27 protein-coding genes are annotated in these 22241 nt (G+C 66.3%); 15 read left to right on the top strand and 12 right to left on the bottom strand.

The genetic code is table 11. From position 1 onward, the window contains the following. From ACW18B_RS12945 to der, 13 genes are all read left to right on the top strand, one after another. Positions 1 to 183 carry a hypothetical protein gene (locus tag ACW18B_RS12945; protein ID WP_492047452.1) on the top strand — a complete coding sequence of 61 codons (183 nt, stop codon included), beginning with the start codon at positions 1 to 3 and terminating at the stop codon, positions 181 to 183. A 99-nt stretch (positions 184 to 282) separates the two neighbouring features. Then, positions 283 to 708 (top strand): hypothetical protein, encoded by a 426-nt coding sequence (locus tag ACW18B_RS12950; protein WP_492047453.1) that lies wholly within the window; start codon positions 283 to 285, stop codon positions 706 to 708. Further along, positions 708 to 1223, top strand: a complete 516-nt coding sequence (locus ACW18B_RS12955) for an RNA polymerase sigma factor (protein WP_492047454.1) — start codon at positions 708 to 710, stop codon at positions 1221 to 1223. The genes ACW18B_RS12950 and ACW18B_RS12955 overlap by 1 nt, the downstream gene beginning before the upstream one ends. Beyond that, positions 1220 to 1510, top strand: coding sequence for a hypothetical protein (locus ACW18B_RS12960; protein WP_492047455.1), 291 nt, complete (start codon positions 1220 to 1222; stop codon positions 1508 to 1510). The genes ACW18B_RS12955 and ACW18B_RS12960 overlap by 4 nt, the downstream gene beginning before the upstream one ends. A gap of 110 nt (positions 1511 to 1620) precedes the next feature. Next, positions 1621 to 2004 (top strand): DUF6249 domain-containing protein, encoded by a 384-nt coding sequence (locus ACW18B_RS12965; protein ID WP_492047456.1) that lies wholly within the window; start codon positions 1621 to 1623, stop codon positions 2002 to 2004. A gap of 27 nt (positions 2005 to 2031) precedes the next feature. Then, positions 2032 to 2604 carry an RNA polymerase sigma factor gene (locus tag ACW18B_RS12970; protein WP_492047457.1) on the top strand — a complete coding sequence of 191 codons (573 nt, stop codon included), beginning with the start codon at positions 2032 to 2034 and terminating at the stop codon, positions 2602 to 2604. Next, positions 2597 to 2977 carry a hypothetical protein gene (locus ACW18B_RS12975; RefSeq protein ID WP_492047458.1) on the top strand — a complete coding sequence of 127 codons (381 nt, stop codon included), beginning with the start codon at positions 2597 to 2599 and terminating at the stop codon, positions 2975 to 2977. The genes ACW18B_RS12970 and ACW18B_RS12975 overlap by 8 nt, the downstream gene beginning before the upstream one ends. A 105-nt stretch (positions 2978 to 3082) precedes the next feature. Next, entirely contained in the window at positions 3083 to 3910 is an 828-nt protein-coding gene (panB, locus tag ACW18B_RS12980; RefSeq protein WP_492051709.1) for a 3-methyl-2-oxobutanoate hydroxymethyltransferase, read from the top strand. A 169-nt stretch (positions 3911 to 4079) separates the two neighbouring features. Next, positions 4080 to 4826 carry a tetratricopeptide repeat protein gene (locus ACW18B_RS12985; protein WP_492047459.1) on the top strand — a complete coding sequence of 249 codons (747 nt, stop codon included), beginning with the start codon at positions 4080 to 4082 and terminating at the stop codon, positions 4824 to 4826. Next, a complete protein-coding gene (locus ACW18B_RS12990; RefSeq protein WP_492047460.1) occupies positions 4823 to 6250 on the top strand; it encodes a PQQ-like beta-propeller repeat protein in 1428 nt (475 codons plus the stop codon). The genes ACW18B_RS12985 and ACW18B_RS12990 overlap by 4 nt, the downstream gene beginning before the upstream one ends. A gap of 80 nt (positions 6251 to 6330) precedes the next feature. Continuing rightward, positions 6331 to 7200, top strand: a complete 870-nt coding sequence (locus ACW18B_RS12995; protein ID WP_492047461.1) for a methyltransferase domain-containing protein — start codon at positions 6331 to 6333, stop codon at positions 7198 to 7200. A gap of 1 nt (position 7201) precedes the next feature. Beyond that, complete coding sequence (locus ACW18B_RS13000) at positions 7202 to 7567, top strand: hypothetical protein (protein WP_492047462.1); 366 nt, start codon at positions 7202 to 7204, stop codon at positions 7565 to 7567. A gap of 56 nt (positions 7568 to 7623) precedes the next feature. Beyond that, entirely contained in the window at positions 7624 to 9414 is a 1791-nt protein-coding gene (gene der, locus ACW18B_RS13005; protein ID WP_492051711.1) for a ribosome biogenesis GTPase Der, read from the top strand. A 165-nt stretch (positions 9415 to 9579) separates the two neighbouring features. On the opposite strand, the gene ACW18B_RS13010 is transcribed toward der, so the two are convergent. The 11 genes from ACW18B_RS13010 to rpsF all read right to left on the bottom strand — a co-directional run bounded on the left by ACW18B_RS13010 (position 9580) and on the right by rpsF (position 19965). After that, the gene (locus ACW18B_RS13010; protein ID WP_492047463.1) at positions 9580 to 10329 is read right to left on the bottom strand and encodes an SDR family NAD(P)-dependent oxidoreductase; all 750 of its coding nucleotides are present in this window, start codon (positions 10327 to 10329) and stop codon (positions 9580 to 9582) included. An 8-nt stretch (positions 10330 to 10337) separates the two neighbouring features. Beyond that, positions 10338 to 11348 carry a bile acid:sodium symporter family protein gene (locus tag ACW18B_RS13015; RefSeq protein ID WP_492047464.1) on the bottom strand — a complete coding sequence of 337 codons (1011 nt, stop codon included), beginning with the start codon at positions 11346 to 11348 and terminating at the stop codon, positions 10338 to 10340. A gap of 111 nt (positions 11349 to 11459) precedes the next feature. Further along, the gene (gene purF / locus ACW18B_RS13020; protein ID WP_492047465.1) at positions 11460 to 12962 is read right to left on the bottom strand and encodes an amidophosphoribosyltransferase; all 1503 of its coding nucleotides are present in this window, start codon (positions 12960 to 12962) and stop codon (positions 11460 to 11462) included. Next, the gene (locus ACW18B_RS13025; protein WP_492047466.1) at positions 12959 to 13576 is read right to left on the bottom strand and encodes a CvpA family protein; all 618 of its coding nucleotides are present in this window, start codon (positions 13574 to 13576) and stop codon (positions 12959 to 12961) included. The genes purF and ACW18B_RS13025 overlap by 4 nt, the downstream gene beginning before the upstream one ends. Next, positions 13573 to 14955 (bottom strand): DNA repair protein RadA, encoded by a 1383-nt coding sequence (gene radA / locus ACW18B_RS13030; protein WP_492047467.1) that lies wholly within the window; start codon positions 14953 to 14955, stop codon positions 13573 to 13575. The genes ACW18B_RS13025 and radA overlap by 4 nt, the downstream gene beginning before the upstream one ends. 71 nt (positions 14956 to 15026) lie before the next feature. Further along, positions 15027 to 16109: an alanine racemase gene (gene alr, locus ACW18B_RS13035; protein ID WP_492047468.1), complete on the bottom strand. Its 1083-nt coding sequence runs from the start codon at positions 16107 to 16109 to the stop codon at positions 15027 to 15029. Between the two features lie 63 nt (positions 16110 to 16172). After that, positions 16173 to 16862: a MarC family protein gene (locus ACW18B_RS13040; RefSeq protein ID WP_492047469.1), complete on the bottom strand. Its 690-nt coding sequence runs from the start codon at positions 16860 to 16862 to the stop codon at positions 16173 to 16175. A 113-nt stretch (positions 16863 to 16975) separates the two neighbouring features. Beyond that, complete coding sequence (locus ACW18B_RS13045; RefSeq protein ID WP_492047470.1) at positions 16976 to 18496, bottom strand: replicative DNA helicase; 1521 nt, start codon at positions 18494 to 18496, stop codon at positions 16976 to 16978. A 184-nt stretch (positions 18497 to 18680) separates the two neighbouring features. After that, positions 18681 to 19265 (bottom strand): 50S ribosomal protein L9, encoded by a 585-nt coding sequence (gene rplI / locus ACW18B_RS13050; protein WP_492047471.1) that lies wholly within the window; start codon positions 19263 to 19265, stop codon positions 18681 to 18683. A gap of 13 nt (positions 19266 to 19278) precedes the next feature. Continuing rightward, entirely contained in the window at positions 19279 to 19563 is a 285-nt protein-coding gene (rpsR, locus tag ACW18B_RS13055) for a 30S ribosomal protein S18 (protein WP_492047472.1), read from the bottom strand. 15 nt (positions 19564 to 19578) lie between these two features. After that, the gene (gene rpsF / locus ACW18B_RS13060; RefSeq protein ID WP_492047473.1) at positions 19579 to 19965 is read right to left on the bottom strand and encodes a 30S ribosomal protein S6; all 387 of its coding nucleotides are present in this window, start codon (positions 19963 to 19965) and stop codon (positions 19579 to 19581) included. 231 nt (positions 19966 to 20196) lie between these two features. Here rpsF and ACW18B_RS13065 point away from each other — a divergent pair, with 231 nt between their 5' ends. Next, entirely contained in the window at positions 20197 to 20736 is a 540-nt protein-coding gene (locus tag ACW18B_RS13065; protein WP_492047474.1) for a DUF2059 domain-containing protein, read from the top strand. A gap of 45 nt (positions 20737 to 20781) precedes the next feature. Then, positions 20782 to 21453: a hypothetical protein gene (locus ACW18B_RS13070; RefSeq protein ID WP_492047475.1), complete on the top strand. Its 672-nt coding sequence runs from the start codon at positions 20782 to 20784 to the stop codon at positions 21451 to 21453. Here the strand turns inward: ACW18B_RS13070 and ACW18B_RS13075 are convergent. Then, the gene (locus ACW18B_RS13075) at positions 21428 to 22228 is read right to left on the bottom strand and encodes a sterol desaturase family protein (RefSeq protein ID WP_492047476.1); all 801 of its coding nucleotides are present in this window, start codon (positions 22226 to 22228) and stop codon (positions 21428 to 21430) included. The genes ACW18B_RS13070 and ACW18B_RS13075 overlap by 26 nt on opposite strands. Positions 22229 to 22241: the final 13 nt, after the last annotated feature.

A 22241-nucleotide genomic window follows, 5' to 3' on the forward strand; every position in this document is an offset into this window, starting at 1 on the left:
ATGTTGGACCTGATCTATTCGTTCTGGTGGCTGGCTTTTCCTTTGGGCGGCTTTGCGCTGGCGGGCTGGCGCACCTGGTTGGCCCACAAGGCGCGGCGGGACACGCTGGACCTGATCCAGACCTATGTCCGCAGCGGTCGGGACGCCCCGCCAGAGCTGCTGGCCCGTTTGGGCCGGGCCTGAGTTCGAAAAGAGTCTGCCGAGCGCATCCATTCAGCCTTGCGTCGGCGACTAACCCACAGAGCGACGGCGCGACGGGTTCGCGCCCCTGGAGATTAGCTGATGGAAGACCTGTTTCGTTCTTATTGGTGGCTGATCTTCCCGCTCGGCTGGTTCGTGTTCGGCGGGTTTCGCAGCTGGCTGTCCTATCGGGCCAATCGCGACACGCTGGATCTGCTCAAGTCCTACGCCGCCAGCGGGCGTGAGCCGCCGCCGGAACTGGTGGCGCGGCTGAACCGGCGCTGGAGCGAATCCGATGACGACTATGAGGATCGGCCGAGGCGCCGGTACCGCCGCTATCGCTATGGCGGCGAGCATCCGCTCTACCAGTTCGTGCTGTTCGCCGCCCTGTGCGCCGGGTTCAGCTACGCCGCCTATATCGACATTTACGGCGCGGGCGAGGCTTTCGTCATCGTGGCCTTCGTCATGGGTGCGATGAGCCTGGCCTCGCTGGTGTCTCTGGTGGTCGGCCGGGGACCCCGGGTCTGATGGACGCGCCGCTCGTCAGGGCGGCGCGAGGCGGATCCCAGGCGGCGTTTTCCCGGTTGGTCGCCATCCACGAGAAGCCCTTGCGGGGCTTCTTGCGGAAGAGCGGTTGGGTCGACGCTGACGATATCGCCCAGGACGCCTTCGTGGCGGCCTGGACGAGCTTGGGGCGGCTGCGCGCCGACGACGGCTTTCGGGCCTGGCTCTATGGCATCGCCTGGCGCAAGGCGCTGGACCATCGTCGCGCCGCCAGCCGTTCGGCCCGGCGTGACGAGGACTGGCGCAGCCAGGAGGCCCAGCAGGCCCCGACCCGGATCGCCGGAGAGGATCGCCTGGCCCTTCAGACCGCCCTCGATGGGCTGCCGGAGGACCAAAGGGCCTGCGTCACCCTGTGTCTTGGGCAGGCGTGGTCTCACGCCGAGGCGTCCCAGGCCCTGGGGTTGCCGCTGGGCACTGTTAAGTCGCATGTCACCCGCGGTCGTGAGAGACTGCTGGCTGTTCTGGGAGACCCGTCATGACGCCCGATGATCGTTTGGCCGCCTTTCTGGCGGAGACCCCGGCGCCCGTCGTCGCCGACGTCTTCGTGGCCGAGGTGATGGAGGCCGTCCAGCGTCGCGCCTTCTTCGAGCGGCTGCTGGCCGGCGGCGCGGCGGCCCTGACCCTGGGCGTGGTGCTCTGGGCCTGTTCGCCGGTGCTGAATCTGGCGGTCGACGCCCTGGCCCCGACGCTGCTGCCAGTCGCCGGCATCCTCACCCTTACGCTGGCGGCGGCGGTTATGGGCGGCCGGTTTCTGCCCCAGGACTAGCCTTACGAAAGTTTCATCCCGCCGGGCGCCTCCAATAGCCCCTCCCGGCGCCTCTTATAGTCAGAAGGCGGCGACAAGGATGTCGCGCACCCCGGAAAGAGGAATTCGCTATGGAAGGCATTCTGGTCCCCATCACGCTGTTCATCGTGATCGGCGCAATCTGTATCGTGCCCGTTTGGCTCAAGAGCCGCGAGCGTACGGAAATGCAGGCGACGCTGCGCGCCGCAATAGACAAGGGACAGCCCGTGCCGCCCGAAGTGATTGAAGCCCTGACCCGCAACGTGAAAGTCGCCCCCACCTCGCTGAGCGACATGCGGGCCGGCGTGATCTGGGCCGCGGTCGGCATCGGTCTGGGGCTGTTCAGCTATTTCGTCGGCTATGAGGACAATGATTTCCAGTTTCCGGGTCTCGGCATCGCCGCCATCCCGCTGATGATCGGGCTGGCCTATATCGTCCTCAGCTTCTTCAACCCCAACAAAGCCAAGCGCGTCTGATCGCGGGACCTGGGGGAGGGGCAGGACATGACCAGCCAACGGCCGCCGACGGGGCATGATGTCGAGCTTGCTGCTCTGGCGGCGGCGGGCGATCGCCTGGCCTATGGCGAGCTGGTCCGGCGGCACGGGTCGGCGGTCCGGGGGCTGCTGCGGCGCATGGGCGCCGATTCGGCCACCGCCGATGACATGGCCCAGGATGCTTTCCTGGCGGGCTTCGAGCAGGTGGCCGACTATCGCGGCGAGGGCGCCTTTGGCGGCTGGATCAAGCGCATCGCAGCCCGCTGCTATCTGCGCAAGATCAAGCGGGAAGCGCGCATGATCCTGACCGATGAGGTCCAGGACGGCGACGATCCGGCGGCGCTCAACGAGCCTCGTACGGCCAGCCGCATCGATCTGGACGAGGCCCTGAAGACACTTTCGAAGGGCGAGAGGCTCTGCGTCTCGCTCTGCTACGGGGGCGACTGGTCGCACGCCGAGGTCGCCGAAGCGTTGAACATCCCGATCGGCACGGTGAAATCCCATGTCAAACGTGGTTTGGATAAACTCAGGGTCCGATTGGTCCCACAGACGGAAGGCGCGAGGAGGGAAGCTCATGGCTGAACCCGATTTCGAATCGCAGCTCACCCGGCTCTACAGCGAAGCGCCGTCATTTCCCGACGCCGAGCTGTTCGCCGCCCAGGTCTCGGCCAGTCTCGATCGTGGCTGGGCTTTGCGACGCGTGCTGATCGGCGGCGCGGGCGTCGCCGCTGGCGTCGTTGCAGCGGCCCAGATCGCAGCCAGCCGATTTTCGTCGGAGCTGCAGACCCTGTCGCTCGACAGCGCGCGCGGCGTCAGCACCGAAGTGGACGCCGCGATGCAAAAGTTCAATCAGCTGGTCGCCACGCCGGCCAGTGTCGAGGCGCTCTGGCTGGTGGCCGGGCTGGCCGCTCTGGCCCTGGCCTTCGCCGTGACGCGGGCCATGGAGGAGTTCTAACCCGCGTCGTTTCCGGACTGATCATTGTTCATGTTGCGGCGCGGCGGGATCTGACCGACAACTGCCCGCCTTCGCCCGTGTCCGGGCCTGTTCAGGAGCATCGTTCTGTCCTCGCATCGTGAAGAGACGGTTCGCCGTCTTGCAGCCCCCGATATCGCCGCGCGCAAGGGCGGTGAGCCCATCGTCTGCCTGACCGCCTACACGGCGCCGGTCGCGGCGGCTCTGGATGACGCCTGTGACCTTCTGCTGGTCGGCGATTCCCTGGGTATGGTGGTGCACGGAATGCCCAACACGGTGGGCGTGACGATGGAGATGATGATCCTCCACGCCCAGGCGGTGATGCGCGGATCGCGCAAGGCCATGGTGGTGGTCGACATGCCCTTTGGCTCTTACGAGGCCTCGCCCGAGCTGGCCTATGCCAACGCCGTCCGGATCATGAAGGAAACGGGCGCCCAGGCCGTCAAGGTCGAGAGCGGGATCACCGTGCCGGCGACCATCGAATATCTGACCCAGCGCGGCGTGCCGGTCATGGGTCATGTCGGTCTGAGGCCGCAGGCCGTGCTGGTCGACGGTGGCTTCAAGGCCAAGGGCAAGGACGAGGCCGGCCGCGCCGTGGTTCTGGACGAAGCGCGTCGCACCGCCGACGCCGGGGCCTTTGCCGTGGTGGTCGAGGGCGTGGCCGAGAGCCTGGCGCGTGAAGTCACGGCGGCTATCGCCGCGCCGACCATTGGCATCGGCGCCTCGGCCGGTTGTGACGGCCAGATCCTGGTCACGGACGACATGCTGGGCCTGTTCGACTGGACGCCCCGGTTTGTCCGCCGCTACGCCAACCTCAAGGGCGAGATCGAACGCGCCGCCCGTGCGTACGCCGATGACGTCAAGGCGCGGACCTTCCCTGGCGAGGCCGAGACCTATTACGCCAAGAAGGGTTAGCGACAGGCCCCCGGGGCCCGTTGCGGCTGGCCCGTTCCCGCTATAGGTTCGCCGCCTGCGCCGGCGGCCCACCGCTGGCCACATTCTGTTGTAAACCCTGCGTCGCCCGCCGGACTGTCCGGCGCCGTCGCCAGGGGCGCCTCGCGCGCCCCGTTTCGGAGCCTCGTTCGTGGTCGATGTGTTTGACGAGGTCGAAGAGCAGCTGCGCTCCGACCGTTACAAGACCCTCGCGCTGAAGGCGCTGCCCTGGATCGGCGCCGCAACGGTCGCGATCGTGATCGGCGTCGGCGGCTATTGGGGCTGGACCGCGTATCAGGACAAGGAAGCCGCCAAGGCGTCCGAGGCCTATCAGGCGGCGCTGGAAACCCTGGGGCGCGACGGTGCGGCCAAGGGCTTCCCCGCGCTTGAAGCGGTGTCGAAGGGCGGGGCTCAAGGCTATCGCGCCCTGGCCCTGATGCACATGGGCGGCATCCGCCTCGACGAGGGCAAGACCGCCCAGGCCGTGGGCTATTTCGATGAGGCCGCCAAGCTTTCGTCCGACCCGGTGATCGGTGATCTGGCCCGCCTCAAATCCGCCTTGGCGCTCATGGATACGGCCTCGTTCAAGGATATTGAAACGAGGTTGACGCCGTTGACGGGGGAAAAGAGCCCATATCGGGTGAACGCCAAGGAAGCCCTGGCGTTCGCCAAGCTTCAATCGGGCGACCTCAAGGGGGCGCGCGAAGACTTCAGCGTGCTCGCCAATCTGCTCGACAACAATTCCGAAGGGGTCCGTGAAAGGGCCCAGGCGGCGATGCAGATGATCGACTCCGGCTCGGCCAAGGATCTGGCCGCCGTCGTCAAGGCTTCGCTCGCTCTCGCGCCGCCCGCCCAGCCGTCGCTCGCCCCGCAACCCGCGCCCAGCAGCGCCCAATGAGCCGCCTCATGAATTCAAAGCGTTCCGTGGCGTTTATCGCGCTGATGTCGGCGGCGATGGCGATGAGCGGTTGCTCGACGGTCGCCAAGCTCAATCCTTTCGACAAGTCTGAAAAGGACAAGGCCAAGGCGACCCAGGGTCAGCGGATCTCGGTCATCGCTTTCGACCAGAAAGTCGAGGCCTCCGACATCCTAAAGGGCACGGAGTTCTTCATTCCCGATGCGGCGCCGCAGCTTGACTGGCGTCTGCCGGGCGGCGACGCCGAGCAATCGGTGGAGCATGTCGACGCCGGCAAGGCGTTCGAGATCGCCTGGCGCCGGGGCTTTGGCCAGAAGGGCGGTCGCAAGTTCCACATCACCGCGCCGCCGGTCGCGACCAGTGACCGCGTCTATGTCATGGACGGCGAGGTTACGGTTTCGGCGATCGACGCCAAGACCGGCGCCGTTGACTGGCACAAGGACCTGCGCCCATCGGCGGGCGCCGCCAAGCGCGGACTTTTCGGCTTTGGCAGCGCCAAGAACGATCGGCTGGGCTTTGGCGGCGGCCTGGCCCTGAGCCCTGACAACAAGCTCTATGTGTCATCGGGCTTCCGCTTCGTCGCCGAACTGGACGCCCAGACCGGCGCCGAGGCCTGGCGTCAGACCACGGCGACGCCGATCCATGCAGCGCCGACCGTCGTTGATGGTCGCGTCTTCGTGGTGTCCACCGACAATGAATTGCTGACCTACAACGCCGCGAACGGCACGCCCGGCTGGACCTATCAGGCCCTGATCGAACCGGCCCGTATCCTGTCGGCGCCCAGTGTGGCCGTCAGCGGCGACACTGTCGTCGCGGGCTTCGCCTCCGGCGAACTGGTCGCGTTGCGCGCGGCCAACGGCAACGATCTTTGGAGCGAGGCTTTGTCGCGCGCCAGCCGGACCAATGCGCTGTCGGAAATCCGCGACATCCCCGGCCGTCCGGTCATCTACAAGGGCGACGTCTTCGCCGTCAGCCATTCGGGTGTGTTCTCGGCGACAGATCTGCGCACCGGCCAGGCGCGCTGGAGCCTGCCGATCACCGGCATCACCAGTCCCTGGGCGGTTGGCGACGTGGTTTATGTCGTCGACAAGTCGGGCCAGGTGATCTGCGTGGCGCGTGAAAGCGGCTCCGTCTACTGGATCCGCGACCTCAACGAAGGCCTCGGCCAGAGCAAGCGCGAGAAGAAGAAGTACGCCAAGCATCCGCGCCTTTGGAGCACCCCCATCCTGGCCTCGGGTCGCCTGATCACCGTGTCCAGCGATGGCGAAGCCGTCGCCCTGAACCCCAAGACCGGCGAGACTCTCAAGACCCTGAAGATCGGCGCGCCGGTTCTGCTGTCGCCGATCGCGGTGGGCGAGATGATCTATGTGGTCACCGACGACGCCCAACTGGTGGCGATCCGCTAGGTCAATACGCCTCGCTCTTCGGAGCGAGGCGTCGGCACGGTGGTGTTCCCCGGGGGCGGGGTCTTTGCGAAGGGGCGGGCATGGATTTGGACGTCGAGACAGCTTGCCCGGTGTGCGGCGGGCGGCTCCGTCCGGGGCGGCGGGACTGGCTGCGACGCTGCGCGACGTGCGGCGTCCTGCGGTCGAATTTTGAAATCAATATTCCCGACGTCGCCGGCCAGGTCCTGGTCGACGAGTCGATGCGCGAGGCGGGTCTTGAGACCCTCCGCCGCGACAATAACGCCAAACTCCTGGATAAACTCGCGAGCCTGAAAGCCCCGCCGGCCCGATTGCTGGACGTGGGCAGCGGTCCCGGCTTTCTACTGTCCCAGGCCAAGGCTGTGGGCTTCCAGGCCGAGGGCATTGAGCCGGACGCCAATACCGTCGAGGCCGCCAGGGCTGGCGGTGTGGCGGTTCGCCACGGCTATTTCCCTGATGTGCTGGCGGCCGACGAGGCCTTTGATGTCATCGTCTTCAACGACGTGCTCGAGCATATTCCCGACCTGGACGCCGCCCTTAAGGCCTCGGTCGACCGTTTGCGGCCGGGCGGGGTTCTTTGCCTGAACTGCCCCGATCGCGATGGGTTCTATTTCCGCACGGCGACGGTTCTGGACGCTCTGGGCCTGGGCGGCGCCCTGGCGCGGCTCTGGCAGCGCGGTTTGCCGTCGCCGCATATCTGGTACTTCACGGCCGCCAATCTGCGGCAGGCGCTCGGCCGCCACGGGCTGGCCGAGATCGCGCGTCTGCCGCTCGACACCGTGGGGATCAAGGGACTGTGGGCGCGCATCCGCTGCGTGAAGGCCGAGCCGCTGCTGCTGTCGCTGGCGGCCTATGGTTTCGCTGTGGCGACCTATCCGATCGCCCGGGTCATGCCTAGCGACGCTCAGGTTTGCTTCTTCCGGAAGCCCTGAGATGTCGCCGGCCGATGTCGCCCTGTGTAGCGCCTTCAGTCTGACCCTGCCGATCGGCCAGGTGCTCTTCAAGCGCGCGGCCCTGCGGCATGGCCAGATGAGCGGACCGCTGCCGGTGCGGGTGCTGACTAACCTTTCCCTGATCATCGCCTGCGCCTGGTATGGCGGTACGGCCCTGTTCTGGTTTTTCATCCTGACGCGGGTTCCGCTGGTCGCGGCCTATCCGTTCGCCATCGCCGGTTCGGCCAGTGTTCCCCTGGTCTCCAGCTTGGTCTTCAAGGAAAAATTGTCGCGCGGTTTTGCGGTCGGCTTCGCCCTGATGCTGGCCGGACTGGCCCTGGTCGTCCTGAGTCCAGGTCACGGATAGTTCCCGGAATGCGCCCCGGCTTTGCGGGAACCGGAAAAATCGACTACTGCAAGCCCATGCCCTTGAAACTCGCTATTGTCGGTCGCCCCAATGTGGGCAAGTCCACGCTGTTCAATCGTCTCGCCGGTAAGAAACTGGCCATTGTGGACGACCAGCCGGGGGTCACCCGTGACCGCCGCTATGCTTCCGGCCGTCTGGGCGACCTGGATCTGGAGCTGATCGACACCGCCGGCTTCGAGGACGTCAATGACGAGAGCCTGGAGGCGCGCATGCGCACCCAGACCGAACTGGCCATTGAAGAGGCCGACGTCTCGCTGTTCATCTACGACGCCCGCGAAGGCGTGACGCCCCTGGACGAAGTGTTCGCCACCATCCTGCGCCGCAGCGGCCGTCCGGTGATCATTGCGGCCAACAAGGCCGAGGGCAAGGCGGCCGATTCGGGCATCGGCGAGGGCAACAGCCTGGGCCTGGGCGAGCCGATCCCGATCTCGGGCGAGCACGGGGAGGGCATGGCCGATCTCTATGCCGCCCTGCTGGCCGCCACGCCGGAAGACTTCATCGAAGAGGAAGAAGACGAGGACGACAAGCCGATCCGTCTGGCCATCGTCGGTCGTCCCAATGCCGGCAAGTCAACCCTGATCAACCGCCTGATCGGCGAGCAACGCCTGCTGACCGGGCCTGAAGCCGGCATCACCCGCGACTCGATCTCCGTCGACTGGCTATGGGGCGACAAGCGCGTGCGCCTGGTCGACACCGCCGGTCTGCGCAAGAAGGCCAAGGTGCAGGAGAAGCTGGAAAAGCTATCCACCCAGGACACCATCCGCGCCCTGACCTTCGCCGAAGTCGTGGTGCTGGTGATGGACGCCACCCACCCCTTCGAGGTTCAGGATCTACAGATCGCCGACCTCACCGAGCGGGAAGGGCGGGCGCTGGTCTTCGTGCTGGCCAAGTGGGACCTGGTCGAGGACCCCGTCGCCCAGCTGAAGGATTTCCGCGAGCACGCCGAGCGCATGCTACCCCAGCTTCGTGGCGCGCCGGTGGTGGCGCTGTCGGGCGAAACCGGCAAGGGCGTCGAGAAGCTGATGCCGGCGGTGCTTAAGATCCACAAGGACTGGTCGACCAAGGTCAAGACGCGCGACCTGAACGACTGGCTGCAGCTGGCCATGCAGCGCCATCCGCCGCCCACCGTCAGCGGCAAGCGGATCAAGCCCAAATACATGGCCCAGACCAAGGCCCGTCCGCCGACGTTCGTGCTGTTCTCCAGCCGGGCCGACCAGATGCCCGAGCAGTATCGGCGCTATCTGATCAACAGCCTGCGCGAAAGCTTCGACCTGCCGGGCGTGCCGCTGCGCATCACCATCAAGTCGGGCGCCAACCCCTATGCCGATGGCGAGGCCAAGGGCCACAGCGGTCGCGGAAAGAAAGAGTTCGAACGACGCGAACGTGAGGAAGAGCGCATCCGCGCCTCGCGCAACACGGTCAAGAAGTCCAAGCGGATCGCCGATGAGGCCGCCGCCGCCGCCGCCCTGGCGTCTGGCGAGCCGGTGCCTGAGCACAGCAAGCCCACCGTGAGGTTGCTCAAGAAGTCGGACCTCGTGGTGAGCCGCAAGGGCGCGCCGACCACGAGCTCAGCGCTCGAGCCCGTGGCGCCCAGCGAGCCCGGCAAGGGCGCGGTGAAGTCGGTGAAGAAGCAGGGGCCGCGCGCCCAGAAGAAGGTATCGACGGTGCCCAGCTACAAGGTCGGCTTCAAGGCCGCCGGCGGCAAGGCGGCGACGACCAAGCGTCCGGTCGCCGGATCCAAGACCGTGCGCGGGAACAAGGGCCCAGGCGCGCCCAAGGGCCGCTAGAGCATCGTGCGTAAAAGTGGACGCCGGTTTTCCGCAAAAACGATGCGAAACCAAAAACCCAGAGCAGGGCGCGTGAGTCCGATTTCACGCGCCCTGCTCTAGGTCGCCGCCGGTATCCCTGGGCGTTTAGCCCGGGGGAAGCAGCGTCCACGCGCTGCGTTTTGCCTAGCTGATGCTGGCCGATTCCTGCCCGCGGTCCTTGAACCGCGCCACGCCCCTGGGCGGCTCGCGATCGGGGCGAACCAGGTCGATGATGTAGGGCACGATCGTCTCGGGCGCAGGAACCGTCATGGGATCCTCGCCGGGAAAGGCGCCCGAGCGCATTCGGGTGCGCATGGCGCCGGGATCGACGCACAGGGCCCGGACCGAGGTATTCTCCATCTCGTCGGCATAGCAGTCGACAATGGCTTCCAGGCCCGCCTTGGAGGCCGCATAGCCGCCCCAGAAGGCGCGGTGGGTCTTGGCGACGCTGCTGGTCAGGAACAGGGCCCGGCCGGCGTCCGAGGCGCGTAGCAGTGGATCCATGGCGCGGATCAGCCGCCAGTTGGCCGTCAGGTTGGTGGCCATGATCATGTCCCAGCCCTTGGGATCCAGGTGACCCACCGGGGTGAGGGCGCCCAGCACGCCGGCCGCGCCCACCAGGATGTCGAGCTTGCCCCAGCGCTGGTGCAGGGCCGCGCCCAGCGGATCCAGGCCGTCGGCCTCCCGCAGATCCAGCGGCACGAGGGTGGCATGTTCGCCCGTGGCGGCGAAGATGCTGTCGTCGAGGGCCTCCAGCGCCCCTTGAGTGCGCCCCAGGGCCACGACATGGGCGCCAGCCTCGGCAAGGCCGAGGGCGATCGCCGCGCCGATGCCGCGCGTCGCGCCGGTGACCAGGGCGAAGCGGCCCGCGAGCGGTGTTTTTGAAGAATCCATGGGGGCTTTTAGCGAGCCTGGGCGGCTTCTTGAACCCCGTCCGTGAGATCATCGGACGGACGCTTGGCGTAGCGCTGGGCCAGGATCGAGCAGGCCATCAGCTGGATCTGGTGGAAGATCATCAGCGGCAGCACCAGCACCCCGGCCGTGGCCCCGGAAAACAGGATGCCGGCCATCGGAACGCCGGTGGCGAGGCTCTTCTTGGAGCCGCAGAACACGATGGCGATCTCGTCGGCCTTGGAGAAGCCCAGGGCGCGGGCGCCGAAGGTCGTGGCCGCCAAAATGGTCGCCAGAAGCAGGCCGCACACCACGAGCAGGGCCAGAAGCTCCAGCGGCGAGACCGTCTTCCACAGCCCGGCGAATACGGCGGCGCTGAAGGCGGAGTAGACCACCAGCAGGATCGAGCCGCGGTCGACATAGCCGATCAGGGGTTTGTGCCGCTCGATCCATCGGCCGATGACCGGCCGCAGCACCTGGCCCGTGACGAAAGGCAGCAACAGTTGCACGACGATGTCGCGGATGGACGTCCAGCTGGAGGCGCCGCCGTGGGCGTGCATCAGCAGGCTGACCAGAACCGGCGTCAGGAAAATGCCCAGCAGGTTCGACGCCGACGCCGCGCAGACGGCGGCGGCGACATTGCCCCGCGCGATCGAGGTGAAGGCGATCGACGACTGAACGGTCGAGGGCAGGCAAGCCAGGAACACCATCCCGGTAGCGAGGGTGGGCGACAGCAGGCCTGTCCTGGCCGCGACCAGACCCAGGATCGGGAACAGGACGAAGGTGAAGGCCAGGATCGTCAGGTGCAGCCGCCAGTGGGTGACGCCCGCGACCACGGCCTCGCGCGACAGCTTGGCGCCGTGCAGGAAGAACAGCAGGGCGATGGCCAGCTTGACCACCACGCCGAGGATCGCGGCCGGCTGCCCGTGGATGGGCAGGAATGAGGCCAGCAGCACCATGCTGATCAGGGCCAGGATATAGGGGTCGATCTTGAGCTTGGTGAGAAGGTTGGTGATGGTCATCTATCCGCTATCCCCGTGATAGCGGGGACCCTTAGGGAGGCGCCGGCAATTGTGGCGTTCAGACGTGGCGCGCCGCTAGGGTCCCCGCCTTCGCGGGGACGCGCGGCGGTATTACGCGCTGACCAGTAGCGACAACTGCTTGTCATTGGCCTCGTTGCGGCCCAGGGCGGCCTCGCGGTCGGTCAGGCGGGTCGGGTAGTCGCCGGTGAAATAGTGATCGGTGAATTGCGGGGTCACCGGATCGCGCTGACCGGCTTCCAGGGCCTCATACAGGCCGTCGACCGACAGGAAGCCCAGGCTGTCGACCTCAAGGAAGCGCGCCATTTCTTCCAGCGACTTGTTGGCCGCCAGCAGCTGTTCGCGCTCGGGCATGTCGATGCCGTAGAAGTCGGGCCACTTGATGGGCGGGCTGGCCGAACGGAGGTGGACCTCCTTGGCGCCGGCCTCGCGAACCATGCGGACAATCTTCAGGCTGGTGGTGCCCCGCACGATCGAGTCGTCGATCAGGATCACCCGCTTGCCCTCGAGCACGGCGCGGTTGGGGCTGTGCTTCATCCGCACGCCCAGCTCGCGCACGCCCTGGGTCGGCTGGATGAAGGTGCGGCCCACATAGTGGTTACGGATGATGCCCAGGTCGAAGGGGATGCCGCTCTGCTGGGCGTAGCCGATGGCGGCCGGAACGCCGCTGTCGGGCACGGGCACCACGACGTCGGCCTCGACGCCGGTCTCGATCGCCAGCCGCTGACCCATGCGCTTGCGCACGTCATAGACCGAGCGGCCGTTCACGACGCTGTCGGGACGGGCGAAATAGACATATTCGAACACGCAGGGCCGGGCGGCCACGGTGCTGAAGGGCTTGAGCGACTTCACGCCGGTTTCGGAGATGACCACCATCTCGCCGTGCTCGATGTCGCGCACGAAGCGCGCGCCGATCATGTCCAGAGCGCAGGTCTCCGAGGCCAGGATCGGCTGACCGTCCAGGTCGCCCAGGACCAGCGGGCGGATGCCCAGCGGGTCGCGGACGCCGATCATCTTCTTGTTGGTGATCGCCACCAGAGCGTAGCCGCCCTCGATCTGGCCGATGGCGTCGATGAAGCGATCGACGATGCGCGCCTTTCGCGAGCGGGCGATCAGGTGAAGGATCACCTCGCTGTCGCTGGTCGACTGGAAGATCGCGCCTTCCTGCACGAGGCGTTCGCGCAGGCTGAGGAAGTTGGTCAGGTTGCCGTTGTGGGCGATGGCGAGACCGCCGGTCTCGAGATCGGCGAACATCGGCTGGACGTTGCGGATGCCGCTGCCGCCGGCCGTGGAATAGCGCGTATGGCCGATCGCCATGCCGCCGGGCAGGCGCTGCACCAGGTCATTGCCGGTAAAGGCGTCGCCCACATGGCCCATGTGGCGTTCGGTGTGGAAGCGCTGACCGTCGAAGGCGGCGATGCCGCAGGCTTCCTGGCCGCGATGCTGCAGGGCGTGCAGGCCCAGGGCGGTGATGGCGGCGGCGTCACGCACGCCATAGACGCCAAACACCCCGCATTCCAGACGCAGGGTGTCGTCTTCGGGATCGCGCCAGGGCGCGGAGGAATATCGGTCGCTCGATTGGCCGATAGAGGTCATCGCGATTTCTCCACCAGGTCGTCGAGGGTCCGACGCTGGTTCTGATCATAGCCGGGTTCGTCGGGTTTGTTGTCCGACGGATTGTCGCTGGTTCCCCGTACGGCGCCCTCGATGGCGGGCGCGAGCTTTTCGGCCAGGGCGCTGCCCTTGGGCATGAACACCTTGAGTACTCGAGCGCTGGCTTCGGACAGAGGGTAGAAGATCGAGCGTTCGACCCAGGCCGGCACGCGATCGGGCGGCGTGGCCATGTGGAACAGCAGGTTGAACACGCCCAGGATCACCAGGGCCCGCATCAGGCCAAAGCCGAGGCCGACGGCGCGGTCGAGAAAACCCATGGCGCTCTCGTGCAGGCCCGATGTCAGGCGTCCGCCCAGGAACCGCAGGATGACGAAGGCAATAACGAAGACCACCAGCAGGGCGCAGGCCGTGGCCGCCCAGTCGGGGTTCATCAGGTTGCGAAAGATCGGTCCGGAGATCCGCAGACCAAACAGCGCGATGGCGGCCGCAAGGATGAAGGACAGGGCCGATGTCAGTTCCCGCGAGGCACCGCGGGCGAAACCGATCGAACCGGAGGTGATCAGCAGAAGACCGGCGATGATGTCAAACGGCGTCACGTCAGCTGACCCCAGATCTCGTCGCCGATCCGCCGCACGGCGTCGGCCAGTCGCGCGACCCCGGCCACCGGCAAGGCGCCGCCGCCTTCAGGCAGGCCCGACAGCGATGATAACGCCCGGCCAAACCCCAGTTTCGCGGCTTCCTTCAAACGTGTCTCCATCCGGCTCACCGGCCTCACCTCGCCCGAAAGGCTGACCTCGCCGAACACGACGCAGTCCTGGGGCAGGGCGATATCGAGGGCTGAAGAGGCCAGGGCCGCCGCCGCCGCGAGATCGGCCGCCGGCTCGGTGATCCGCAAGCCGCCAGCGACGTTCAGATAGACGTCCTTATCGCCAAAACCAAGGCCGCAGCGTGATTCAAGTACCGCCAGCACCATGGCCAGCCGTCCGGAGTCCCATCCAACCACGGCGCGTCTGGGCGTTCCGTACGCGGAAGGCGCGACCAGGGCCTGGAATTCCACCAGGACGGGTCGCGAGCCCTCGATGCCGGCGAACACCGCCGCGCCGGCCGCGCGCTCGCCGCCCTCATTGAGGAACAGCGCCGAGGGATTCTTGACCTCGCGCAGACCCACATCGCCCATCTCGAACACGCCGATCTCGTCAGTGGCGCCAAAACGGTTCTTGGCCCCGCGCAGAATGCGGAACGGATAGCCGCGCTCGCCCTCGAAGCTGAGCACCGCGTCGACCAGATGCTCGACCACCCGCGGGCCGGCGATCTGGCCGTCCTTGGTGACATGACCGACCAGCAGGATCGCCACGCCCTTCTTCTTGGCCAGCCGCACCAGCTCTGTGGCGCAGGCGCGCACCTGGGTCACCGTGCCGGGCCCGGCCTCGTGGGCGTCGCTCCACATGGTCTGGATGGAGTCGATGACCACCAGATCGAAATTGTCGCGCTTGAGGCCGTCGAGGATGTCGCGCAAGCTGGTTTCCGCCGCCAGTTGCACATTGGCCTTGGCCAGGCCCATGCGGTCGGCGCGCGAGCGGATCTGCTCGACCGCCTCCTCGCCGGAAATGTAGGCGCAGGACGCCCCGCGCATCGCGGCGCTGGCGCAGACCTGCAGCAGCAGGGTGGACTTGCCGACCCCGGGGTCGCCGCCGATCAGGATGGCCGATCCAGGCACCACGCCGCCGCCGCACACGCGGTCGAATTCATCGACGCCGGTGGCGATGCGCGGCGGGGCAGGGGTGTCGCTTTCCAGGCCCTGGAACTGCAGGCCCCGCGTGCGGGACGCCTTGGTGGTCGACAGGGCGCCAGGCGGCCGCGCGCTGACCTCTTCAACAAGGCTGTTCCAGGCGTTGCAGGCCGGGCATTGCCCAGACCACTTGCTCTGGACCGCGCCACAAGACTGGCAGGCATAGACAGCGCCGTCTCGGGCCATGGAAACTCCTGATTCTCGGATAGCTGGAGACTACAGGGTGATGGGCCCATGCGCCAAAGGCGGACGTGCGGTCAGACGATCAGGCGCTTCACGCGCGCCGTGATCCGGGTCAGAAGTTCGTACGCCGTCGTGTCCGCCGCCGCCGCGGCGTCGTCGACCGGCAGGTCAGGGCCGATGAGCTGCATCATGGCGCCGGGGCGAGCGGTGTCGCAGTCGGTGATGTCGACGGCGATCAGATCCATGGAGACTCGCCCCAGCATCGGCCGCCGCCTGCCGTCGAACCAGACCGCGCCTCGGGGATGGGCGGCGCGCGGTACGCCGTCGGCATAGCCGGCCGCCAGGATCGCCACGCGGGTGTTGTCCGTCGCCGTGAAGGTCGCGCCATAGCCGATGCTTTCGCCGCGCGGGACATTGCGGGTCTGCAGGATCGGCGCTTCCAGGGTGGCGACGGCCTTGATCCGGGAATCCGGAACATCGCGCGGCCCGCCGCCATAGAGGCTGATCCCCGGCCGAACCTGGTCGAAGGCATAGTCTGGACCCAGGAAGATCCCGGCCGAATTGGCCAGGCTGCGGCGAGCGTGGGGGACCAGCGCCGCCGCCTCCTGGAAGCGCTCCAGCTGCCGGGCGTTCAGCGGGTGATCCGGTTCGTTGCCGCAGGCCAGGTGGCTCATCACCTGGGTGATCTCGACATGCTTGAGCCGGTCCATCGCGCCCAGCAGAACGCGGACTTCTTCCACGCGCAGGCCGAGGCGGTTCATGCCGGTGTCGACGTGCAGTGTAGCGGCGAGACGGCCGCCGCGCGCATGGCTGTTCCAGGCCTCGACCTGGGGCAGGCTGTTGAGCACGGGCGTCAGGCGGGAGGCCTCCAGCGCCGGGGCTGAGCCGGGGGTCGCGCCGTCGAGGACATAGATGGTGGCCTCACGGTCGCCCAGGCTCTGGCGCAGGGCCAGGCCCTCGGACAGACGGGCGGTGTAGAAGCTTCGCGCGCCCTCATGCCAAAGCCGGTCGGCGATCAGCGCCGCGCCCAGACCATAGCCATCCGCCTTCACCGCCGGCGCGACCTCCGCCCCGGAGGCGGCCTTGACCAGGGCGCGATAGTTGGCGGCCACGGCGTCAAGATCGAGGGTCAGGCAGGTGTCGGAAGGATCGGTCACAGGGGGCTCGGAGGGCAGGAGGCGACGCCTGAGGGCGTAACTGACCCCGTCCGCCTTTGCCAGCTAGAACGCGTTGGGATGCGCTGCGAGGAACACCGTGACCAGGTTTTCGAAGCCCGACGCCGTGATCTGAACCCCGATGCACAGCAGCAGAAAAGCCACCAGCCGCGACAGAACCCGAGCTCCGGATTGGCCCAGCAGCTTGGTCACCCGGTCAGAGGCGCTGTAGAGCAGCCAGACCAAGATGGCCACGCCGGCGGCTGCCACGCCGGCGCCGAGGAAGAAGCCCACCGCGCTGCCTTCAGCGGGCCGCTGGGACGACAGGGCGATCGCCACCGAGATCGAGCCTGGTCCGGTGGTGAACGGCATGGTCATCGGAAAGAAGGCGATGTCGTCCTGCCGATGGGCGGGCTCGGTGTCACTGGTCTTGCGGTCTTCGTGATGCTGAGGGTCCATCAGCAGGCCCCAGGCGCGGATCGCCACCACCAGACCACCCGCCACCCGCAGCGCACCCAGGCTGACCCCGAAGAAGTTGAGGATATAGCCGCCCAGCAGCAGCGATCCGAGCAGAACCAGGAAGGCGTAGAAGGCGATGCTACGCGCCAGCTTCCGCCGTTCGGCGCGACTGCGGGTTCCCATGGCCTGATCGAAGATCAGCGACGCCCCGACCGGATTGACGATCGAAAACAGGGCCGGAAAGGCCAGCAGAAAGGCCCCGATGAAACTGGAAACGGGCAGGGGATTGAAGTTCACAAGGGACTCGTCTGGCTGAGGCGGGCGAATGAGCCTTGCCCGCCAGCCGCTCCAAGGTCAAACCGCCAAAGCCCGATCTATCCAGCCTTCGCCGCAAAGGTCGGAAATGGGGATCACTCGTCAGACGGAATGTTGCGCGCCTGGGCGAAATAGTGGTCGCGGGCCAGATTCCCGAAGCGGGTCGTGTCGCTGTTGAACGACAGACGCACCGTGCCGATGGGGCCGTGACGCTGCTTGGCGATAATCACCTCGGCCAGGCCCTGCAGGCGGTCCATGTCCTCCTGCCAGGTCAGGTGTTCCGGCGTGCCCTCGCGCGGCTCGGCGCGGCCGACATAGTAGCTTTCGCGATAGACGAACCACACCATGTCGGCGTCCTGCTCGATCGAGCCGGATTCGCGAAGGTCGGACAGCTGGGGACGCTTGTCCTCGCGCTGCTCAACCTGACGCGACAGCTGCGACAGGGCGATGACCGGACAGGCCAGCTCCTTGGCCAGGGCCTTGAGGCCCATGGTGATCTGGCTGACTTCCTGAACGCGGTTGGCGTTGGAGCCGAGATCCGAGCCGGTGACCAGTTGCAGGTAGTCGACCACCACCAGGTCCAGGCCGACCTGACGCTTGAGGCGTCGGGCCCGCGCCGTCAGCTTGGCGATCGAGATGCCGCCGGTGGCGTCGATATAGAGCGGCGCTTCCTGCAGCTCCATCGCCGCGTCGCGGACCCGGCCAAATTCCGACGCATCGATCTCGCCCTTGCGCAGCCGGTCGCCTGACACGCCCGAGGCGTCGGCCAGCATCCGCAGGGCCAGCTGTTCAGCGCTCATTTCCAGCGAGTAGAAGGCTACGACGCCGCCCTGGACGGTCTTCTTCGTGCCGTCAGGCTGGATCTCGTAGGCGTATTTACGGGCGATGTTGAAGGCGATGTTGGTGGCCAGGGCGGTCTTGCCCATCGAAGGACGGCCGGCCAGGACCACGAGGTCGGAGGGGTGCAGGCCGCCGATCTTCTGGTCGAGGTCGGTCAGGTCGGTGGCGACGCCGGACATGCCGCCGTCACGGCTATAGGCCTCGGCGGTCATCTCGACGGCGCCGCGCAGGGCGTCGCCGAAACTCACAAAGCCAGAGGACGCCGTGCCGCTTTCGGCCAGGGTGTAGAGCTGCTGTTCGGCCGACTCGATCTGGTCGCGGGCCGGACGGATCTCGTCGCCGCCGCCATGGGCCGCCGTGGCGATGTCGCCGCCGATGCGGATCAGGTCGCGGCGCAGGGCCAGGTCGAAGACGGCGCGGGCATAGTCGCCGACATTGGCGGCGGGGGGCGCGCGGTCGACCAGGTCGGCCAGATAGCGCAGGCCGCCCAGTTCCTCGAAGGCCGGGTCCTTCTTGAATTCGTCGGCTAGCAGGATCGGTTCGGCCAGCTGACCCTTGCGGATATGGGTCTCGATCGATTGGAACAGCCGCTGATGGAAAGGTTCGTAGAAGTGACGGCCATTCAGGGCGTCGGTCAGCCGCTCATAGGCCGCATTGTCGTAGAGAAGCACGCCCAGGAGCGCCTGCTCGGCCTCCAGGTTGTGCGGGGCGACAGCGATGGTGATGTCCGCGTGAGGCGGACGCAGATCCAGAGCAGGTACAAGCGACATCGTCACAGGTTAACGCGGGGGGCGGCTTTTCGCGCGTGCGGCTTGCGAGCGCGCCTAAGATGAACGGGGATGTTCTGTGTATATTCTGGCATGGCGATACGTCCAAACGGGTCGCAGGCCTAAGTCGGAAATGAAAAAACGGCGCGGATTGCTCCGCGCCGTTTCTCGATAGATCGCCGATCCGGAAGGATCAGGACTCGTAGTGATCGCCTTCGAACGAACCGGCGCCACCGGCGGCCATGTCCGAGGCCGCTTCGGCGTCAGCCGCGCGGTCTTCTTCGAATTGAGCGGCGATGACGTTTTCGCCGCGCGCTTGACGCTCGGCTTCGTCGGCGCTGCGCGCGATGTTGAGAGTGACCGTGACGGTCACCTCAGCGTGCAGCTTCACCTTCACTTCGTGAACGCCCAGGGTCTTGATGGGCTTGTCCAGGACGATCATCGAGCGATCGACCTTGCCGCCTTCGGCCTTGATGGCGTCGGCGACGTCGCGACCCGCGACCGAACCGTACAGCTGGCCGCTTTCGCCAGCCTGACGGATCATCACGTATTGCGTACCGTCGAGGGTGTCGCCGTTGGCGCCCGCGAGTTCGCGGTTCTTGACGTTACGGGCTTCGATTTCAGCGCGCTGAACTTCGAAGGACTTCAGGTTGGTGGCGTTGGCGCGGAGCGCCTTGTGACGCGGCAGCAGGAAGTTACGGGCGAAGCCGTCCTTCACGGTGACGATGTCGCCAAGGACGCCGGTGCCGTCCACGCGTTCGAGCAGGATAACTTTCATCGTGGTTTCTCCCTTACTTCACGACGTAGGGGAGCAGAGCCAGGAAGCGGGCGCGCTTGATGGCCTTGGCCAGTTCGCGTTGCTTCTTGGCCGACACCGCGGTGATGCGCGACGGCACGATCTTGCCGCGCTCGGAAACGTAGCGCTGCAGGAGCTTGACGTCCTTGTAGTCGATCTTCGGCGCGCCGGCGCCGGAGAACGGGCACACCTTGCGGCGGCGGAAGAACGGGCGACGAGCGCCGCCGGCAGCGGGCGCGCCGGGGGCGGATTCGGGAGCTTCGGTCGTGGTATCGGTCATGATCTCTATTCTCCCTTACGCGGCCGCGAAATCTTCGCGGGGACGGTCCGAACGCTCGGGGCGGTCGCTCCGTTCGCGGTCACGACGGGCCAGAACCGGCGACAGTTCCAGGTCCAGCTCTTCCACGCGGATGGTCATGAAGCGCAGCACGTCTTCGTTGATCGACAGCTGACGTTCCATTTCCTTGACCGCCGGCGCCGGGGCGTCGATGGCCAGCAGGGAATAGTGACCCTTGCGGTTCTTCTTGATGCGATAGGTGAGGTTGCGAAGGCCCCAGTATTCGATCTTGGCGATGTGACCGCCGCCTTCTTCGATCAGGGTCTTGATTTGCTCATTCAGAGCTTCGGCCTGTTGCGGCGAAATATCCTGCCGCGCGATGACCACGTGTTCGTAGAACGACATGTTTTCCTTCTTCCGGCTTGGAGGGCGGCGCGGTCAGCGGCGGAAGTCCGGCGACCACGATGGTTCCAGGGCGCCGAGCGGGAAATCCCGACCCGTGAGGGCTGCGCCAAAGACCGCCATCCGTGAGAGCGCGCGCTATTACAGGAGAAGGGGCAAGGAGGCAAGAAAGCAATGGCATTGCTCGCCGCGATGGGGCGGTGGCATTGAGGCCGAGTTCACGTGGAGACGGCCATGAAAACCTTTGCAACGATCCTCTTGGCCTTCTGGCTATGCGCAAGCGGCCCTGCCGCAGCCAGGCAGGCCAGCAGTCCGGTGGCCCCAGCGGCTGCTCCGTCGGCACGCTCACTGGCGCTCACTCGGCGTTACATGGCCGCGATGCATCTCAATGACAGCTTCAAACCCATGATGAACAATATGCTTTCGGCCATGCTTGAACAGCAGATCCAGGCTCGACCGGGCCTGTCGGACGAACAGAAGGCGGTAAACCAGAAAGCCATCCTCGACGCCTTTGCCTCCAGCATGGATGACGGTTTGCTGGACAAACTGTTTGAAGCTCTGGTTCCGAGCACGGCTCAGGTGTTCACCGAGGCTCAACTCAGCGCGCTCGTTGATTTCTATGAGAGCCCGATGGGGCAATCCATCGTTGAAAAGATGCCCGAGTACGGCCGCGTCTCAGGGGCTGCGGTCGTGGCCGTGATGCCTGAAATGCAGGCAGAGCTCGCAAAACGGGTTCGCGCTAACCTCTTGGCGGCGGGCCAGCCGACAAACTAGGCCGTGAAATCTTGCCGTAACGACAAGCCATGTTAAGAAGCGACCATGAGGGGCAAAACTATATCATGTCTGGTCTTGGCTGCGGCGTTTGCCCTGAGCGCCAAGCCCGCCCCTGTCGCCGCCCAGGCGATCCAGAAGCCAGACCTTTCGGTTTCGGCCAATGACGGACGGTTCCAGGGCTATTCGGCGGCGCTGCCACTGGATCTTTCCACCGACACCGAGAGCGCCAAGCTGACCGCCAAGGTCGCTGGCACGATCGAACAGCCGACCTATGATCTGGATCTGCGGCTCGTTCGCAAGGCTGATGACGCCCAGGCAGGCAAGCGATCGCTGGCGCTAGGGGCCTCATGGAACGAGCGAGAGGCCAGGCTTCGGTCATCGGTGTCCAAGGCTTTTGGCTTTGGTCTGGTGCCGCGCGCCAACTATGTCAGCCTTTCGATGGACATGAACGCCAGTCAGTCCATCGCTGTCCCCGGGCAGATCCCGGTGGCGCGGGCCAATGTTCGCTCAGCGCTGACCCTGGAAGGCCGACCGGTGGGCTCGATCGCCCTGGGTGGCGGCACGATGGGCGACGAGGGTGTCGACCTGGCCTTGACCCGGCCGTTCGACATCCCCGCCGAGTTCACCGTCAGCGTCCGCGCCGTCGCCTCGAACGGCGAGGCCTGGCGCGTCCAGGACAGCCGCTTCATGGTCAAGCTTGTAAAGGCGAACTGGTAGCGCGACGTTTTGATCGCGTCGCTTCGGCGAACCGCGCCAGATAGGTCGGGTTCTCGGTGCCCATCCACCGATCCCACCATGTAAAATACAGCCCGTAATTATAGCCCGCCTGCGCGTGATGCAGGTCGTGGTGGGTGACTGTGGTCAGCCAGGGCAGCAGAGGGCGGCCGTCCTTGCGGGCGGGGAACAGTTCATAGCCGCTGTGTCCCAAGGTATTGCGGGCGATCTGGTGCAGCATGAACAGGCCCGCCACCGGCCATTGGGTGGGCACGATCAGCATCCACAGCGGCACGAACAGCGCATTGATCGCCGCCTCGCCCAGATCAAAGCTGTAGGCGGTGAAGGGCGAGGGGTTGTTCGAGCGGTGATGGCGCCGGTGGAAAGCGCGAAACAGCCGCCGGTCGTGAATCAGGCGGTGCGTCCAGTAAAACCAGGCGTCGTGGGCGATGATCATCAGGACAAGGCTGGCCCAGAACCAGACGGGTCCCAGGTCGCGCGCGATGTAAGGGCCCTGCATCAGGCCGGCGCGGAACAGGCCGAAGGTCAGCAGCCCCGCCGTCGAGAAGATCATGATCGAGCGGATCGAGATCAGGAACTCCAGGACAAGCTGGCGGGCCGGCGGTCGGCTGTCGCGGATTTTTCGGCCGGCCAACGGAACGGCCAAAACGACCCAAAGGATCAGCCAGACACCGACGGCGAACAGGACGTACCGTGTGACGTCGACCTGCATTGAGACCAGCCAGTTGCGGGCGAAGGGGAGGAGGGTGTCGAGCATCGGAAGCTCCCTG

The sequence above is a fragment of the Caulobacter sp. FV2ps19 genome (genome assembly GCF_058681035.1).

Coding starts and splice junctions, on each gene's coding strand:
- ACW18B_RS12945 (WP_492047452.1), top strand. CDS start 1: ATGTTGGACCTGATCTATTCGTTCTGGTGGCTGGCTTTTCCTTTGGGC.
- ACW18B_RS12950 (WP_492047453.1), top strand. CDS start 283: ATGGAAGACCTGTTTCGTTCTTATTGGTGGCTGATCTTCCCGCTCGGC.
- ACW18B_RS12955 (WP_492047454.1), top strand. CDS start 708: ATGGACGCGCCGCTCGTCAGGGCGGCGCGAGGCGGATCCCAGGCGGCG.
- ACW18B_RS12960 (WP_492047455.1), top strand. CDS start 1,220: ATGACGCCCGATGATCGTTTGGCCGCCTTTCTGGCGGAGACCCCGGCG.
- ACW18B_RS12965 (WP_492047456.1), top strand. CDS start 1,621: ATGGAAGGCATTCTGGTCCCCATCACGCTGTTCATCGTGATCGGCGCA.
- ACW18B_RS12970 (WP_492047457.1), top strand. CDS start 2,032: ATGACCAGCCAACGGCCGCCGACGGGGCATGATGTCGAGCTTGCTGCT.
- ACW18B_RS12975 (WP_492047458.1), top strand. CDS start 2,597: ATGGCTGAACCCGATTTCGAATCGCAGCTCACCCGGCTCTACAGCGAA.
- ACW18B_RS12990 (WP_492047460.1), top strand. CDS start 4,823: ATGAGCCGCCTCATGAATTCAAAGCGTTCCGTGGCGTTTATCGCGCTG.
- ACW18B_RS12995 (WP_492047461.1), top strand. CDS start 6,331: ATGGATTTGGACGTCGAGACAGCTTGCCCGGTGTGCGGCGGGCGGCTC.
- ACW18B_RS13000 (WP_492047462.1), top strand. CDS start 7,202: ATGTCGCCGGCCGATGTCGCCCTGTGTAGCGCCTTCAGTCTGACCCTG.
- der (WP_492051711.1), top strand. CDS start 7,624: ATGCCCTTGAAACTCGCTATTGTCGGTCGCCCCAATGTGGGCAAGTCC.
- ACW18B_RS13010 (WP_492047463.1), bottom strand. CDS start 10,329: ATGGATTCTTCAAAAACACCGCTCGCGGGCCGCTTCGCCCTGGTCACC.
- ACW18B_RS13015 (WP_492047464.1), bottom strand. CDS start 11,348: ATGACCATCACCAACCTTCTCACCAAGCTCAAGATCGACCCCTATATC.
- purF (WP_492047465.1), bottom strand. CDS start 12,962: ATGACCTCTATCGGCCAATCGAGCGACCGATATTCCTCCGCGCCCTGG.
- radA (WP_492047467.1), bottom strand. CDS start 14,955: ATGGCCCGAGACGGCGCTGTCTATGCCTGCCAGTCTTGTGGCGCGGTC.
- rplI (WP_492047471.1), bottom strand. CDS start 19,265: ATGAAAGTTATCCTGCTCGAACGCGTGGACGGCACCGGCGTCCTTGGC.
- rpsR (WP_492047472.1), bottom strand. CDS start 19,563: ATGACCGATACCACGACCGAAGCTCCCGAATCCGCCCCCGGCGCGCCC.
- rpsF (WP_492047473.1), bottom strand. CDS start 19,965: ATGTCGTTCTACGAACACGTGGTCATCGCGCGGCAGGATATTTCGCCG.
- ACW18B_RS13065 (WP_492047474.1), top strand. CDS start 20,197: ATGAAAACCTTTGCAACGATCCTCTTGGCCTTCTGGCTATGCGCAAGC.
- ACW18B_RS13070 (WP_492047475.1), top strand. CDS start 20,782: ATGAGGGGCAAAACTATATCATGTCTGGTCTTGGCTGCGGCGTTTGCC.
- ACW18B_RS13075 (WP_492047476.1), bottom strand. CDS start 22,228: ATGCTCGACACCCTCCTCCCCTTCGCCCGCAACTGGCTGGTCTCAATG.